This is a genomic window from Chromohalobacter sp. 48-RD10 (assembly GCF_029889785.1).
Taxonomy (GTDB): domain Bacteria; phylum Pseudomonadota; class Gammaproteobacteria; order Pseudomonadales; family Halomonadaceae; genus Chromohalobacter.
In genome coordinates, this window is record NZ_JARANX010000005.1 from 43,415 (window position 1) to 58,760 (window position 15,346).

The window sequence follows — 15,346 nt, forward strand, 5'->3', positions numbered from 1 at the left end:
GCCAATCAAGGATATTCCATGAAACGGATCGTTGCCGGCTTGAGTGTGTTGCTCGCCTTCTGCGTCATGGCCGGTTGCGCCATGCAGCAAGAACCGGCCCCCGCCAAGCCGGATGAGTCATTGGTGAATACGTACTGGAAGCTGACGTATCTGGACAGCGCCCCGGTCACGGTCGTTGCCAATCAGCGTGAGCCGCATTTCGTCTTGCATGCCGACCCGGCACGCGTCATGGGAGCGACGGGGTGTAACCGGATGATGGGCAACTACCACGTCAATGGAGACGAACTGCGTTTTGAGGCGTTGGCCAGCACACGGATGGCGTGCCAGCAGGGCGCCCGAACCGAGCAACGCTTTCTCGAAGTGTTGAATGCTGTAGCGGCCTGGCGAGTCGAGGGCGAGCACTTGACGCTTTTGGATGCGCAAGACCAGGAACTCGCGCGCTTCAAGGCAGTGCATTTGCAGTAGGCCATCAAAACAGAGAGGGCGAACGATGAACCGACGTTGGTCTAGCATGGCACGCAGTGGTCGGTAGCGAGATCGCTGCCAACGACGTGGCTTGTGTTGCGGCGATATCCATTAGGACATGAGGATGTCGTCACTCGGTTATTGGTGAAGAAAAGACTGCCCGACTAGCGTGAAATATGAGGCGTCGCATGGGGCGACGTGCTTGCAGATGCGTTATCGGGAGACCGGGGATGACACGATTTCAGACGATTCCGCGCTTGGCGTTGGGCATGGGAATGTCGTGCTTAGCGTTGAATGCGGCACAGGCAGACGAGATGACCACACAAACTCCTTCCGTTGAAAAGCATAGCTTCGGCCAACTTCCCGATGGCCGAGAAGTCGAGGCATACCACCTGCGCAACGGCCATGGCATCGACATGCAGGTGATTACCTATGGCGGCATCATTACGTCCCTGCGCACGCCGGATGCGCAGGGTAACGTCGACGACATCGTGCTGGGCTTCGATTCCCTGGAAGACTATCGTTCCGAGGCATATCGCAAGTCCAATCCTTATTTCGGTGCCCTGATCGGGCGTTATGGCAACCGTATCGACGAGGGGCGTTTCACGCTCGATGGCACGACCTATGAGCTGGCGACCAACGATGGCCCCAATCATCTCCACGGGGGCGATAAAGGGTTCGATAAGCGGCTCTGGCAGGCGCATTCCTTCGAGAACGACACCGGCGTCGGTGTCGAGTTGCGCTATACCAGCGAAGATGGAGAGGAAGGCTATCCCGGCACGTTGGAAACCCGCGTGCGGTATACGCTGACCACTGACGATAAAATGATCATCGACTATCACGCTACCACCGACAAGGCGACGCCGCTCAATTTGACGCAACACAGTTACTTCAATCTCGAGGGCGAAGGCAGCGGCCCGATCACCGACCACCGTTTGATGCTCAATGCCGATGCTTTCACGCCGGTCGGGGAAACATTGATTCCGACGGGTGAGATCCGTCGAGTAGCGGGTACGCCGTTCGATTTCCGCGAGGCCACGGCGATCGGTTCACGCATCGGCGATGACAATACCCAGCTCGAGTACAGTCAGGGCTACGATCACAATTTCGTGCTGGCGCGTGATGACGCCGACGCAGACGAACTGATACAAGCTGCCCGCGTTGTCGCACCGGACAGTGGTCGCGTGCTGGAGATCGCCACGACCGAGCCTGGGGTTCAATTCTACTCGGGGAATTTTCTCGATGGCACGCTAACCGGCAAGGGGGGTGATTCTTACGAAAAGCGCGGCGGGTTCGCACTGGAAACTCAGCACTTTCCGGATTCTCCCAACCAGGCGGATTTCCCGTCGACGATCCTCAAGCCTGGCGAAGCGTATGAGTCGCGCACGGTATGGCGCTTTACCACGCAGGGTGATGACAGCTAAGCGAGGTCAGGGGCGCGCGTAGTACGTCGCCCAGTCCAAAGCTTCACCGAGGGGTAAGGCGGGGCTGTAAAGAAAGCCTTGCCCCATGTCGCAGCCCATGGCGATGAGTTTTTCCTCGGTGGCGTGATGCTCGACGCGGTGAGGCTTGCGTTATCCATTAACACGCCGCGTGTCACGTGCTATGAAACTTCTTGATGAGAAAGGTTGCTTAATACTATCGAGAGGATCGCTTTGATTGATTTTGGTTCATGGTGACTCCTTGTCATGCGGGGCTTGGCGGGCTTCTGTGCCTCATCGACGGTGGTCGGGGAGAGGCTGGTAATGGCCTTTCTGGCCGCCTGGGCAACTGTATATAGGTAGACAGTTCCTGCGATTATTTCCTATACATTGAGTGGGGAGACGGGAGATCCCCCGCCAGATTGCACTATCGCGCCAGCGGTTCGATCCCAAGGCCAGCGGTTCGATCCCAGGGAAAGGGCGTGGCGGCATGCTGTGCCACATACGAAAATGATGGGGAGATATTATCGTGACGCAAGACAATCGCAAGCCGACAACGACAGATGCCGGAATTCCGGTGGCCAGTGATGAGCATTCGCTGTCAGTGGGGCCTGACGGTCCGATCGTAATGCACGATCACTATCTCATCGAGCAGATGGCGAATTTCAACCGCGAGCGGATTCCTGAGCGTCAACCGCATGCCAAGGGCAGCGGGGCATTCGGTCATTTCGAAGTGACCGAGGACGTCAGCAAGTACACCAAGGCGGCCGTCTTCCAGCCTGGCACCAAGACGGACGTACTGATTCGCTTCTCCACGGTAGCCGGCGAACGCGGTAGCCCTGATACGTGGCGCGATCCGCGCGGGTTTTCGATCAAGTTCTACACCAGTGAAGGCAACTACGACATGGTGGGGAACAACACGCCGGTGTTCTTCATCCGCGACCCGATGAAATTCCAGCATTTCATCCGCAGCCAGAAACGTCGCGCCGACAACAATCTGCGCGACCACGATATGCAGTGGGATTTTTGGACGCTGTCGCCGGAATCCGCGCATCAGGTGACCTGGCTGATGGGGGATCGCGGAATTCCCAAGACTTGGCGCCACATGAACGGCTATTCCAGCCATACTTATATGTGGGCCAACGCTCAGGGCGAGAAGTTCTGGGTCAAGTACCACTTCAAGACCGACCAGGGCATCGAATGCTTGACCCAGGAAGAAGCCGACCAGTTGGCCGGTGAGGACGGTGACTACCATACCCGCGATTTGTATGACGCCATCCAGCAAGGCGACTACCCGAGCTGGACGCTCTACATGCAGGTCATGCCGTTCGCGGATGCCGATACGTACCGCATCAATCCGTTCGATTTGACCAAGGTCTGGCCGCATGACGACTATCCGCTGATCAAGGTCGGCAAGCTGCAGCTGAACCGTAACCCGACCGATAACCATGCCGAGATCGAGCAGGCGGCCTTCGAGCCCAACAATCTCGTGCCCGGCATTGGTATCAGCCCGGACAAGATGCTCGTCGGGCGTGTGTTCTCCTACGCCGATGCGCACCGTGCGCGCCTCGGGGTCAACTACAAGCAGATCCCGGTCAACGCGCCCAAGGCCCCCGTGCACAGCTATAGCAAGGACGGGTCGATGCGCGTCAACAAGGTTTCCGATCCGGTCTACGCACCCAACTCCAAGGGTGGTCCGGCAGCGGATGGCGAGCGTTATCCCACTGACTCCACTTGGGAATCCAACGGCCAGATGGTGCGCGCGCCCTACGCCCTGCGCAAGGACGACGATGACTACAGTCAGGCCAATGAACTGATCAACAAGGTCATGGACGATGCCGCGCGGGATCGCCTGGTCAACAACGTGGTCGGGCATGCCTCCGATGGTGTCGAGGAGCCGGTGCTGTCACGCGTATTCGAGTACTGGAAGAACATCGATGCCGAGATCGGTCGGCGTATCGAAGAAGGCGTGAAGGCAAACAAGGGACTGTAACGCACGGCCCACTTTAGCCTTTACCTACTTACTTTATCACTACACGGTCCGCTTCCTTTCAGGGAAGCGGACCGTGCTTTTTGCAAGGTCATCGTTAGTGGCGGGGGTTGCTCGTCATGGGCGTGCGCAGGCGTCGGTTCAGCGCTTGGCGTCGGCCAGTTGCTGGCGACGATAGTCGCCCTGGCGTTCGAACATCCAGCCGGGATACTCGGCGGGGAGCGCGCTGACGGCGTCGAGTTCGGCGAGTTCCTCGTGGCTCAGCGCGACCTGTGTGGCGGCAATATTGTCGTCGAGCTGATCGACGCGTTTGGCCCCGACGATGACACTCGTTACCGCCGACTGATGCAGCAACCAAGCCAGTGCGACCTGGGCTACGGAAACGCCGTGTGCCTTGGCGATCTTGCCCATCACATCAATGCAGTCAAAGGCACGCTCTTTATCGACTGGTGGGAAGTCGAAGGTGAGGCGACGGCTGCCCTCTTCGCCCTGACTGTCGCGCGTGTACTTGCCGCTCAAGAAGCCACCCGCGAGCGGGCTCCAGACCATCAGTCCGAGATTTTCGCTCTGCAGCATGGGGATCAACTCGCGCTCGAGATCGCGCCCGGCAAGGGTGTAATAGGCTTGTAGTGACTCGAAACGCGCCAAGCCGTGACGCTCGGCGATACCCAGTGCCTTCATGATCTGCCAGGCTGCCCAGTTGGAGACCCCGACGTAGCGTACATGACCATGTTGTACGAGGGTGTCGAGTGCACGGACGGCTTCTTCGATGGGCGTGGCGGGATCGAAGCCGTGTATCTGGTAGACGTCGAGATGATCGAGCTGCAGCCGTTTCAGGCTGGCCTTGATGCCCTCCATGATGTGGTAGCGCGACATGCCACGGGCGTTGACGCCGCCATGGCCGGTTTCGCCGAACACCTTGGAGGCGACGACGAGCTCGTCGCGCGGGACATCCAGGTTCTTGATTGCCTGGCCGGTGATGATCTCGGACTGGCCTTGGGAATATACATCGGCGGTGTCGATGAAGTTGATGCCGGCATCCAGCGCGCGACCGATCAGGCGCTCGGCGTCGCTTTGCTGTAGATCGCCGATCTGGCTCCAGCGCTCGCCCTGGCCTCCGAAGGTCATGGTGCCGAGGCACAGTTCTGAGACGAACAAACCGGTATTGCCGAATGGTTGATAACGCATGAAACACTCCTGACGGTGATGAAATCGACCCTCGCAGGTAACCGCCCGGCCTCTTTTCAGTATGGACCCTATAATTACAGACAAAATGCGCGATTCTGTCGAGTTCATGCCCGATCCTGTTGTCAGCTCGTCAGCTCGTCAGCTCGTCAGCTCGTCAGCTCGTCAGCTCGTCAGCTCGTCAGCGCTTTCGTTGCGTCTTCCCGCCCAATGGATGGCAAAGGGGGGCAGTATGGCAAGCAGGGCCAGTGCGGACTCACGCCTTCATCACTGGATATCGTCTATAGTGGGGCATGCGCAACGCGGTGGAACCGTGTCAGGAGTAATAGCCGGGCCGGCCCCGGCGTATCAGGGAGGAAGAATCTTGTTCTGTGAGGCTAATGTAACGATCGCATGCCGTCTGGCGGGCGGTGGCGTCATGTTGGGTGCCCTGGCGATGTTGGGAGGTTGCCAAGCATTGTCATCGTCGCCTGAAAGGCTGGATGCCGAGCGCGTGGAGAAAAGCTTCGTCGAGCGTGATTGCCCGGCAGAGCGTTGCGCGACCGTCGAGGTCGACTCGCTGCGTTTTCCCGGCGCACCAGGGCTTAGCGAGCAGCTACGAGACGAGTTGCTGAGCATGGGCTCGGGTATTACCAATGGCAAAAGCGAAACGATGGCGTCCTCCTGGGAGACATACGCGAAGACGTTTTTCGACGAGGCCAAGGCGACGCGGGAGCGCGTACCTGAATTGCCCGGTTACCAGGCGGTCTTCAAGGCGGAGGTCTATGACCGGCATGCCGATCTAACCACCGTCAAACTCGATAGCTATGTGTTCACCGGTGGGGCACACGGTATGCCGCTGACGGAATTCATGGTCATCGACGAACGCGAGCGACGCGTGGTGACACTCGATGACATGCTGCGCGAGGGGCAGACGCCGGCCTATCGCGAGGCGCTGTCGCGCGCGCATCGACGTTGGCTGGAAGAACAGCAGGCGGGTGCCGACTTCGCTGAATCCTGGCCACTGAGCATGAGCCGCAACGTGGCACCGTTTGCCGACGAATGGCGGGTACGCTACAACGCCTATGACATCGCGCCGTACTCCTATGGGCAACCGGAGCTACGTATTCCTGCCCAGGCGCTCGAAGGGATCATCAAACCGCGCTATCTGGAGCGCTGATTTTCAAGTGCGTTCCGCTAATACCTAGTCCCGGCGCTGCTTGAGCTGTTCCTTCAGGGGGCCGGGCACCTGCTTGATGATCAGGCGATCGCGCTCCGCGTCGAATTCGATGCTGTTGCCGAGCAGGTGAGAGTCGAAGCTGATCGAGACGCCACTGGCGCGCCCAGCGAAGCGCCGGAATTGATTGAGCGCTCGCTTGTCCGGCGGAATCTCCTCGGAGAGCCCGTAATCCTGATGGCGAATGTAGTCATAGAACGCTTGGGGCTGCTGTTCGTCGATGAGTTCGGACAGTTCGTCGAGGGTCACCTTTTCGCCATTCTTGGCCTGGTTGCTGGCGTAGTCGATCACGGCATCGGTCTTCTCGCGGCTCTCGTCGTCGGGCAAGTCCTCGCGCTCGACATAGTCGCTGAATGCCTTGAGCAAGGTCCGGGTTTCACCGTTGGCATCCACGCCTTCCTCGACGCCGAGCAGTTCGCGGAAGCCTTCGGCGAACTTCTTGCCGCCGCGATCCTTGATAAACGACACATACTGCTGCGAATTGCCGCCCTGCCATTGGTCGAGGTCGATACGCACGGCGAGCATCAATTGACCGAGATTGAGCTGCGGCGATTCGGTCACTTCGAGGGCATTGTCGATGGCGAAGCCCTGGCGATGATGGAGGAGTGCCACGCTGACGTACTGCGCTTCGCCGCGCTGATAATGTACGAACAGCAGGTGGCCGCCCACCGAGAGGTGGGCGTCGATCAAGGCATTGACGCGCTCCGCCATCCGCGCACTCCAGGTGACGAAATCGATCGTTCCGGCAAGATATTCGGAGAGTCCTGCGGCGAAGGCGCTGCTACCGGTCTCACCGAAATGACCCCACGCCTTGGGCTTGGCATGAAAGCTGTCATTGACGCTCGCCAGCAGCGCCTCGAGAGATACCGTCGATGACTGTGCATGCTCGGCGCAGGTCAGCGTGGCGGGTGTCTCGGTATCGGGCTTGTCGATGCGGTGGATGGTACTGGTCAGAATCGGCATGGCGACATCTTGGTGAAAACGAAAATGAGCATAGTAACGCGCAGTATGGGCTGGCTTCTAAGGCCTAGGGCTTGATGTTGTAGCCGGTCTTGAAGATCCAGCCGACCAGGGCCAGACACAGGCCCAGAAATATCAGAATCATTAGCAGGCTGGCGCCGACACTCACATCACTGATGCCGTAGAAGCTCCAGCGAAAGCCACTGACCAGATACACCACCGGATTGAACAGCGTCACCGTTTGCCACACAGGGGGCAGCATGTCGATGGAGTAGAAGCTGCCCCCCAGGAAGGTCAGCGGCGTAATGATCAACAGCGGCACGATCTGCAACTTCTCGAAGCCTTCCGCCCAGATTCCTATGATAAAGCCCAGCAGGCTGAAGGTGATGGCGGTGAGCGCTAGGAACAGCACCATCCAGACCGGATGATCGATGCGCAAGGGCACGAAGAAACTGGCGGTGGCCAGAATGATAAATCCCAGGATAAGTGATTTGGTGGCGGCCGCGCCCACATACCCGAGGACGATTTCGAGATAAGAGACTGGCGCCGAGAGTACTTCGTAGATGGTGCCGGTGAACTTGGGGAAGAAGATCCCGAACGAGGCGTTGGAGACGCTTTGGGTGAGTAGCATCAACATGACCAGTCCCGGCACGATGAAAGCGCCGTAGCTGACGCCTTCGACCTCCTGAATGCGCGAGCCGATGGCAGCGCCGAAGACCACGAAATACAGCGAGGTGGAGATCACCGGCGAGACCAGGCTTTGCAGCAACGTACGCCACGCGCGTGCTAATTCGAAATGGTAAATGGTGCCGACCGCGCGGAAATTCATGCGTCCTTCCTCACCAGGTTGACGAAAATTTCCTCCAGTGAGCTTTGCTCGGTATGGAGGTCTTTGAAACGAACGCCTGCCGCTTCGATATCGTTGAGCAGGGCACTGATGCTGGCTGGCGTCGAGTGCTCGTCAGATGACGCAGCGTAGGTATACACCAGTACATGACCGTCGTCGGCGAGACTCAGCGGATAGTGCGCCAGCGTCTCGGGAATGGCCGCGAGTGGCGTCTGCAGATCGAGGCGGAGTCGCTTACGGCCCAACTGGCGCATCAGGGCGGCTTTCTCTTCGACGAGCACGATTTCCCCATCGTTGATCACGCCGATGCGGTCGGCCATCTCCTCGGCCTCTTCGATGTAGTGCGTGGTCAGTATGACGGTGACGCCTTGATCGCGTAGCGACCGCACCACGTCCCACATGTCGCGGCGCAGCTCGACATCGACCCCGGCGGTAGGCTCGTCGAGAAACAGGACCTGCGGCTCGTGCGCCAGCGCCTTGGCGATCAGTACCCGGCGTTTCATGCCGCCCGAGAGCGTAATCATCTTGTTGCGACGCTTGTCCCACAGCGACAATGACCTGAGCACACGCTCGATGTGCGCAGCGTCGGCGCGCTTGCCGAACAGGCCACGGCTGAAGCTGACCGTGTTCCAGACCGTGGCAAAGGCGTCACTGGTCAATTCCTGCGGGACGAGGCCGATTTGTTTGCGCGCGGCACGGTAGTCGGTGACGATGTCATGGTCATTGACACGGACCTGACCGTCGCTGGCGTTGACCAGCCCGCAGATGATGCTGATCAAGGTGGTCTTACCGGCGCCATTGGGGCCCAGCAGCGCGAAGATTTCGCCACGCTGGATATCCAGATCAATGCGTTTGAGCGCCTCGAAGCCCGAGGCATAACGCTTGGTCAGCCCCCGAACGTCGATCACCGAGAGCGTGGCTTGCAAGGTGTGGGCGCGCGCGGCGGGGCGAGTGTCGGTGGCAGTGGCGTCTGCGGTGTCATGACTCATGCGATACCGGGCTCCCGTGGAGAATGGGCCGATCAGTATAGGCATGCGCCGGCATGTCGTGGCCGGCGCTCACCTGATCGGTAAGTATGTCGTCGGCGAGTGCATCTTCGGCGAGTGCATCGTCGGTCGGGCCGGGTCAGTCCTGCGGCTCGGCGCTACGGTAGATGTTCTGCACATCGTCGAGGTCGTTGAGGGTGGCGAGCAACTTGTCGAGCATGACCACGTCATCGCCGGCGACGGGGGTCGTGGTCTGCGGCAGGAGCTGGACCTCGTCGGCCTCGAACTTGAGCTCACCGAAGGCCTCGGCGCGTGCCTGCTTGGTCTTGGCGTCGGCCGTCTTGGCCATGGATTCCTTGCGGTTCTGGAAAAGCCCTACCCATGTCATGCCCTATCAAATAGTTCGCAACGCACAAGATTCTACGCAACATCGTCGGTCGAGGCAGGTTTAATTTTGCGCTGCTGGCGTTTGATCTTCGACGATACGCCGTTCCCTTCAGTCGACGCTATGCTTAATGCGCGCTCACCTGTAGCTTAGGGAGTCTCTATTTCCCCACCTTCATCGGAAATGCGTATGTCGATGCGATCCATGCCAATGCCGTTTACAGCTCGCTCCGTCTGGCACGTCATGCTGTGGCTGTGTCTTGCCGTCTTGCTGACGGGCTGCGGCATCAACAATATTCCCACGCTGGACGAGAAAGTGAAGTCGGCCTGGTCGCAGGTCGAGAATCAATATCAGCGGCGCGCGGACCTGGTACCCAATTTGGTGGAAACCGTCAAAGGCTTCGCAGATCAGGAACAGGAAACGCTGACGGCCGTGATCGAAGCGCGCTCCAAGGCGACTTCGATCAACATCGACGCCGACTCGCTGGACAATCCCGAGAAGCTGAAGCAATTCCAGCAGGCTCAGGGCCAGCTGACCGGGGCGCTTAGCCGCCTGATGGCGGTGTCCGAGCGCTATCCAGAGCTGAAGTCGAACCAGAATTTCCTGGCGCTGCAATCGCAACTGGAAGGCACCGAGAATCGCATCGCCGTGGCGCGCCGCGACTTCATCCAGGCGGTCGAGCAATACAATACCGAGATTCGTACTTTCCCCGGGCGACTCTGGCATGGCCTTTTGTATAGTGACATGCCGATTCGCGAAAACTTCGAAGCGACAGCCGAGAACGCCGATCAGGCGCCTGAGGTGGAGTTCTAATGAGGCATTGCATCCGTCTGACATGCTTGCTGTTGCTGTGGGCCTGTGCCCTCAGCGTTCAGGCCCAAGACCAGAACCAGGATATCGAGTTTCCCGAGCTGACCGGGCGCGTGGTCGATCAGGCCGATCTGCTGGATGCGTCGACGCGAGATGAGCTGAGCGGCATGCTCGCGGCGCACGAGGAAGATACCGGCGAGCAGGTCGTGGTCGTCACGCTGCCCGATTTACAGGGGGCGCCGATAGAGAAATACGGCTACCAGCTGGGGCGCCATTGGGGTATCGGTCAGGAAGGCGAAGATAACGGCGCCTTGTTGATCGTCTCCATGGAAGAGCAGGCCATCCGCATTGAGGTCGGCTATGGCCTCGAGGGTCGCCTGACCGACGCACAGTCCTCGGCGATCATCACGCAGAAGATCGCTCCGGCGTTTCGTGAGGGCGATTACGCGACCGGGATTACCCAAGGCACCGAAGCGATCATCCAGGTCCTGGGTGGCGACCCGATGGCTGATGCGCCTCCTGCCGGATCGGCGTCCGGGCACGATAAATCGCGCGATGTCGGCGGCGCATCGGTGGCGTTCTTCGTCATGCTGATGATCGTCATGGGCATCGTACGCGGTATCGGTGGTGGCGGACGCGGTGGGCGTCGTCGCGGACGCGGTGGCGGCTTGCTCGGCGGTATCCTGCTCGGCGGCGCCATGGGCGGCGGTTTCGGAGGCGGCGGTGGCGGCCTCGGAGGCGGCGGCTTCGGCGGCGGCGGTGGTGGTTTCGGCGGGGGCGGCGCCTCCGGTGGCTGGTAGATCAACGCAAGGGACATCACCATGGCATTATTGAGCGACAGCGAGCAGCAGCAGGTGCGCGATGCAATCACGCACATCGAGCGCGATACCGACGCCGAACTGGTGACCGTACTCGCGCCGCAGGCCGACGATTACACCTACATCCCGTTGCTTTGGGCAGGGATTCTGTCCCTGCTGATTCCGGGGGCGATCAATTATTTCCCCCAATGGCTGGGGGCCTCGGAGCTTTTGATCGTGCAGTGGGCGTGTTTCGCGGTGCTCGCAATCGTGTTTCGGCTGCCGTCAGTGACGACGCGGCTGATCCCGCGTCGCGTTCGCTTCTGGCGGGCCGCGAATCTGGCAAGGCGGCAGTTTCTCGAACAGAACCTGCATCACACCCAAGCTGGCACCGGCATGCTGATCTTCGTCTCCGAGGCTGAGCGCTACGTGGAGATCCTGGTCGATCGCGGGATTTCCAGCCGGCTCGATGACGAGACCTGGCAGGGTATCGTCTCGACCTTCACCCAGCAGGTGAAGCAAGGCCAGACGCTGCAGGGCTTTCTCTCCTGTATCGAAGCATGCGGCGAGCATCTTCGAGAGCACGTGCCCGCCACGCACGAGCGCAACGAACTTCCCAATCGTCTGGTCGTGCTGGAGTAAGCGCTCCTTGCCTCGCGTCGATTCGTCACCATCATCTAGGGAGGATGCTTGAGGGGCGCGTCATGTTGGACGCGCTTCGCAGGCATAGGATGACAGCACAGGAGAGTACGATGAACGTCGTTACATTACGTAGTCCGGGCGGGCTGGATAAGCTCGATGTTCACGAATGCGAAGCGCCGGGTGAACCGGGGCCGGGCGAGGTGCGCGTGCGCGTGCATGCCAGCTCGCTCAATTATCATGACTACGGTGTCGTCGCCGGCGCCATGCCGACCGAGGACGGTCGCATTCCCATGTCGGATGGGGCCGGTGTCGTCGAAGCCGTGGGGGAAGGCGTCGAGGAATTCACCGTGGGTGACCGCGTGGTCTCGACGTTTTTCCCCGAGTGGCTTGAAGGGCCGGCGCGGATCGGTGACTTCACCACCACGCCTGGTGATGGCGTCGATGGCTACGCCCGCGAGCAGGTCGTGCGTCCGACGACATGGTTTACCCATGCGCCGCGCGATTATGACCATGCCGAAGCCGCTACCTTGACCACGGCCGGGTTGACCGCCTGGCGCGCGCTGGTGGTGGACGGCAATCTCAAGGCGGGTGACACGGTGCTGGTGCTGGGCACCGGCGGCGTCTCGATCTTCGCCTTGCAGTTCGCCAAGTTGATGGGCGCCACGGTGATCGCGACCTCGTCCTCGGACGAGAAGATCGCCCGGCTGAAGGAGCTGGGCGCCGATCACACGCTCAACTACAAGACCGAGCCGGAATGGGGCAAGCGCGTCAAGGCGCTCACCGATGGCCGGGGCGTGGATCACGTCATCGAAGTGGGTGGCCCTGGCACACTGCCGCAATCCATCGATGCCGTGCGCATCGGCGGACACATCTCATTGATCGGTGTTCTCACCGGACGCGGCGGCGAGATCCCCACCGCCAAGCTGATGGCCAAGCAGGCACGCCTGCAGGGCTTGATCGTGGGTAGCCGGCGCGATCAGATCGAGATGATTCGTGCCATCGACGCCAGCGACCTGCACCCAATCATCGACCGGCGTTTTGACCTCGATGAGATCGCCGACGCGTTTCGTCACCAGGAAGCGGGGCGTCACTTCGGCAAGATCTGCCTGGAGTTCTGATTGTCAGCATTTGATTGCCAGTAAATGGAACACTAAAACGCCGCCGGGGGCTCTCCGGCGGCGTTTTTTCATCTCCGCGATGCGGGCCGTAGATCGTAGTCGAAATACTTTTCCATCAGTTCGACGAAAGTGCCGTCGGCGTAGACGCTATCCAGCGCTTGATTGAAGGTGTTGGCTAGTTCCTTGTCGCGTGATTGAACGGCGATGGCGTTGCCCTTGCCGAAGATCGACTCGGGGCTATTGATACGCGGCCCGAGTTGGACAAAATCGCTGTCAGCGTTATCGACTTCCAACGTATCCAGCGCGACCGGATAGTTGATGAATGCTAGCTCGAGGCGCTGCGACTGCAGGTCGAGTGCCACATCTGCCGCCGTGGCATATCGCTGGATATCAAGAGTATCTGCGTAGCGCTCGGTGACATAGTTATCTTGTGTCGTTCCGCGCTGCACGCCGACGGACAATCCTTTTAATGTCTCCCTATCGTCGATGTCGATGTCGCTGCCACGTCGTGCGACCCACACTTTGGGTGACATGGCGTAGGGCTCGGTGAAGCGTACCTGCTTTTCTCGGGCCGGGGTGATGCGCATCGACGACAGGATGGCGTCGTACTTGCGCGAAAGCAGCCCGGGGATGATGCCATCCCAGCCTTGGACCACCCATTCGCAATCCAGTTTGGCACGCTGACAGAGTGCGTTACCCAGGTCGATCTCGAAACCCGCGAGTTCGCCATCGGCGGTGCGGTATTCGAACGGCGGATAAGGCACGTCGACGGCAATGCGTACTTGTTGTCTGTCGTCGTTGGGCGAGTCGTTGGCCAGGGCGGAAGCAGCACCGGTCAGGCTGAAGCCCACGAGCAGAAAGGCGATTGCCAGCTTGAGAGGCGCGGTCAAGGTTGGCTGAAAGTCTAGAAAGCGTGAAGGCGACATGAGCGGTTTCCTTGTTGCCATCGTTGGGGCGTCGAAGTGGTCCCCGAAGGGACCGGGTCAGGCGGTCTTTTCGCTGTTTCGCTGGCGCATACGATGACGAATCGCAAAAGCCACCGATACCACGGCAAGGATCAACAGTGTCAGCGAGATCGGTCGGGTGAAGAACAGGGTCCAGTTTTCGTCGGTCATCAGCGCGCGTCGCAGGTTGGTCTCGGCAATCGGGCCGAGGATGACGCCAAGCACTAGCGGTGCCAGTGGGTAATCCAGCTTGCTGAGGATATAGCCGAAAATCCCCACCCCAAGCAGCAGATAGATATCAGTGACGCGATTGTTGAGGGCGAAAGCACCGACGACACAGCAAACCAGCACCACCGGCACGATGACCGAGCGCGGCACGTCAGTAACGCGCAGGAAGAAGCGCATACTGAATAGGCACACTACCAAGACCATGAACGCGGCGAGCAACATGGCCATGAACATGCCGTAGACCAAGTCGCCGTGATCGAGGATCAGGCGTGGACCAATACCAATGCCATGGACCATCAGCGAGGCCAGCAGCACTGCGTCGACGGCGCTGCCGGGAATGCCGAGTGCGATCATGGGAATCAACCCGCCGCCGGACGTCGCCGAGTTGCCAGACTCCGAGGCGACTACGCCCTCGGGCGTGCCGGTGCCAAACTTCTCGGGTGTTCTGGAGGCACGTTTGGCTTGGTCGTAGGCCAATAAGTTGGCAATACTGCCGCCGGCCCCGGGTACTGCGCCGATGAATACCCCGACCAGAGATGAACGGATCAAGTTGATGGGATAGATCAACGTCTCGCGGAGCGCATCCAGCGGGTTGAAGGTCACATCGGCGGAAATCAGCTGCTTGCCGTGTTTTATTTGTTCGGCGTCTTCGACCTCCTGAAGCAATTGGCTGACGGCGAAGATGCCGATCAATACCACCAGGAAGGGAAAGCCGTTTGCGAGCAAATCGAGATCAAAAGTGAAGCGTGCCTCACCCATCATTGGATCGGTGCCCACCGTCGCGATGAATAATCCAAGCAGGCCGGTCATCAGCCCCTTGAGCATCGATTTGCCGACCAAGCTGGCGACCACTGTCATGGCAAAGATGATCAGCGAGAAATACTCCCAGGCGCCCAGCTTGACGGCAATCATTGCCAGCGGCGGGGCGGCGATGATCAGCACGATCGCGCTGACCAGGGCGCCGAAAAACGATGACCAAATACCCAGCGCCAGGGCACGACCGGGCTGGCCGCTGCGCGCCATCGGGAAGGCATCGAAAGTTGTAGCCACCGACGACGGCGTGCCGGGAATGCCTAGTAGGGCGGCGCTGATCAGACCGCCCGAATAGCCGCCGACATAGACCGCGAGCATGGTTGCAATGCCCTGCAGCGGGTCCATGGTGAAGGTCAGTGGTAGGGTCAGCACGATCGCCATGGTGATGGTGAAGCCAGGAATCGCCGAGGCGATAACGCCAGCGACCACGCCGAGCAGCATGGTGGCCATCGTCGACAGCGTGAATAGCTGGTCCATACCGGCGAAAAGCGCTTCCGTCATGTTGCTTCTCCTCTCGAGGGCAGCCGCGAAGCCAGGGA

The 15,346-nt window shown here is 59.9% G+C and carries 14 protein-coding genes and 1 pseudogene; 8 read left to right on the forward strand and 7 right to left on the reverse strand.

Features of this window, described 5'->3' with window-relative positions:
- Positions 1-18 precede the first annotated feature (18 nt).
- The 3 genes from OP496_RS07545 (at position 19) to OP496_RS07555 (ending at position 3,879) form a co-directional block, all read left to right on the forward strand.
- Positions 19-465 (forward strand): META domain-containing protein, encoded by a 447-nt coding sequence (locus OP496_RS07545; protein WP_280562924.1) that lies wholly within the window; start codon positions 19-21, stop codon positions 463-465.
- 230 nt (positions 466-695) lie between these two features.
- The gene (locus OP496_RS07550; protein WP_280562925.1) at positions 696-1,889 is read left to right on the forward strand and encodes an aldose epimerase family protein; all 1,194 of its coding nucleotides are present in this window, start codon (positions 696-698) and stop codon (positions 1,887-1,889) included.
- Between the two features lie 526 nt (positions 1,890-2,415).
- Positions 2,416-3,879, forward strand: a complete 1,464-nt coding sequence (locus OP496_RS07555) for a catalase (RefSeq protein WP_280562926.1) — start codon at positions 2,416-2,418, stop codon at positions 3,877-3,879.
- Between the two features lie 138 nt (positions 3,880-4,017).
- Here the strand turns inward: OP496_RS07555 and OP496_RS07560 are convergent, their stop codons facing one another.
- A complete protein-coding gene (locus tag OP496_RS07560) occupies positions 4,018-5,064 on the reverse strand; it encodes an aldo/keto reductase (RefSeq protein WP_280562927.1) in 1,047 nt (348 codons plus the stop codon).
- Between the two features lie 415 nt (positions 5,065-5,479).
- Here OP496_RS07560 and OP496_RS07565 point away from each other — a divergent pair, with 415 nt between their 5' ends.
- Positions 5,480-6,220 (forward strand): RsiV family protein, encoded by a 741-nt coding sequence (locus OP496_RS07565; protein WP_280562928.1) that lies wholly within the window; start codon positions 5,480-5,482, stop codon positions 6,218-6,220.
- A 24-nt stretch (positions 6,221-6,244) separates the two neighbouring features.
- On the opposite strand, the gene yejK is transcribed toward OP496_RS07565, so the two are convergent.
- From yejK to OP496_RS07585, 4 genes and pseudogenes are all read right to left on the reverse strand, one after another.
- Complete coding sequence (gene yejK, locus OP496_RS07570) at positions 6,245-7,240, reverse strand: nucleoid-associated protein YejK (RefSeq protein ID WP_280562929.1); 996 nt, start codon at positions 7,238-7,240, stop codon at positions 6,245-6,247.
- 64 nt (positions 7,241-7,304) lie between these two features.
- Positions 7,305-8,066: an ABC transporter permease gene (locus tag OP496_RS07575; RefSeq protein ID WP_280562930.1), complete on the reverse strand. Its 762-nt coding sequence runs from the start codon at positions 8,064-8,066 to the stop codon at positions 7,305-7,307.
- Complete coding sequence (locus OP496_RS07580; RefSeq protein WP_280562931.1) at positions 8,063-9,073, reverse strand: ABC transporter ATP-binding protein; 1,011 nt, start codon at positions 9,071-9,073, stop codon at positions 8,063-8,065. Before OP496_RS07580 ends, OP496_RS07575 begins: the two co-directional genes overlap by 4 nt.
- Before the next feature lie 136 nt (positions 9,074-9,209).
- Positions 9,210-9,401: pseudogene (locus OP496_RS07585) on the reverse strand (YebC/PmpR family DNA-binding transcriptional regulator); the annotation flags it as partial.
- Between the two features lie 264 nt (positions 9,402-9,665).
- Between OP496_RS07585 and OP496_RS07590 the strand changes: the two are divergent.
- The 4 genes from OP496_RS07590 (at position 9,666) to OP496_RS07605 (ending at position 12,822) form a co-directional block, all read left to right on the forward strand.
- Complete coding sequence (locus OP496_RS07590) at positions 9,666-10,268, forward strand: LemA family protein (protein ID WP_348521304.1); 603 nt, start codon at positions 9,666-9,668, stop codon at positions 10,266-10,268.
- Positions 10,268-11,065: a TPM domain-containing protein gene (locus OP496_RS07595; RefSeq protein WP_280562933.1), complete on the forward strand. Its 798-nt coding sequence runs from the start codon at positions 10,268-10,270 to the stop codon at positions 11,063-11,065. Before OP496_RS07590 ends, OP496_RS07595 begins: the two co-directional genes overlap by 1 nt.
- Before the next feature lie 21 nt (positions 11,066-11,086).
- Entirely contained in the window at positions 11,087-11,704 is a 618-nt protein-coding gene (locus OP496_RS07600; RefSeq protein WP_280562935.1) for a TPM domain-containing protein, read from the forward strand.
- A gap of 110 nt (positions 11,705-11,814) precedes the next feature.
- Positions 11,815-12,822 (forward strand): NAD(P)-dependent alcohol dehydrogenase, encoded by a 1,008-nt coding sequence (locus OP496_RS07605; RefSeq protein WP_280562936.1) that lies wholly within the window; start codon positions 11,815-11,817, stop codon positions 12,820-12,822.
- 68 nt (positions 12,823-12,890) lie between these two features.
- Here OP496_RS07605 and OP496_RS07610 read toward each other — a convergent pair whose 3' ends face one another.
- Entirely contained in the window at positions 12,891-13,748 is an 858-nt protein-coding gene (locus OP496_RS07610) for a transporter substrate-binding domain-containing protein (RefSeq protein ID WP_280562937.1), read from the reverse strand.
- A 57-nt stretch (positions 13,749-13,805) separates the two neighbouring features.
- Complete coding sequence (locus OP496_RS07615) at positions 13,806-15,308, reverse strand: tripartite tricarboxylate transporter permease (protein WP_280562938.1); 1,503 nt, start codon at positions 15,306-15,308, stop codon at positions 13,806-13,808.
- Positions 15,309-15,346 lie beyond the last annotated feature (38 nt).

Coding starts and splice junctions, on each gene's coding strand:
- OP496_RS07545 (WP_280562924.1), top strand. CDS start 19: ATGAAACGGATCGTTGCCGGCTTGAGTGTGTTGCTCGCCTTCTGCGTC.
- OP496_RS07550 (WP_280562925.1), top strand. CDS start 696: ATGACACGATTTCAGACGATTCCGCGCTTGGCGTTGGGCATGGGAATG.
- OP496_RS07560 (WP_280562927.1), bottom strand. CDS start 5,064: ATGCGTTATCAACCATTCGGCAATACCGGTTTGTTCGTCTCAGAACTG.
- OP496_RS07565 (WP_280562928.1), top strand. CDS start 5,480: ATGTTGGGTGCCCTGGCGATGTTGGGAGGTTGCCAAGCATTGTCATCG.
- yejK (WP_280562929.1), bottom strand. CDS start 7,240: ATGCCGATTCTGACCAGTACCATCCACCGCATCGACAAGCCCGATACC.
- OP496_RS07575 (WP_280562930.1), bottom strand. CDS start 8,066: ATGAATTTCCGCGCGGTCGGCACCATTTACCATTTCGAATTAGCACGC.
- OP496_RS07580 (WP_280562931.1), bottom strand. CDS start 9,073: ATGAGTCATGACACCGCAGACGCCACTGCCACCGACACTCGCCCCGCC.
- OP496_RS07590 (WP_348521304.1), top strand. CDS start 9,666: ATGCCGTTTACAGCTCGCTCCGTCTGGCACGTCATGCTGTGGCTGTGT.
- OP496_RS07595 (WP_280562933.1), top strand. CDS start 10,268: ATGAGGCATTGCATCCGTCTGACATGCTTGCTGTTGCTGTGGGCCTGT.
- OP496_RS07600 (WP_280562935.1), top strand. CDS start 11,087: ATGGCATTATTGAGCGACAGCGAGCAGCAGCAGGTGCGCGATGCAATC.
- OP496_RS07605 (WP_280562936.1), top strand. CDS start 11,815: ATGAACGTCGTTACATTACGTAGTCCGGGCGGGCTGGATAAGCTCGAT.
- OP496_RS07610 (WP_280562937.1), bottom strand. CDS start 13,748: ATGTCGCCTTCACGCTTTCTAGACTTTCAGCCAACCTTGACCGCGCCT.
- OP496_RS07615 (WP_280562938.1), bottom strand. CDS start 15,308: ATGACGGAAGCGCTTTTCGCCGGTATGGACCAGCTATTCACGCTGTCG.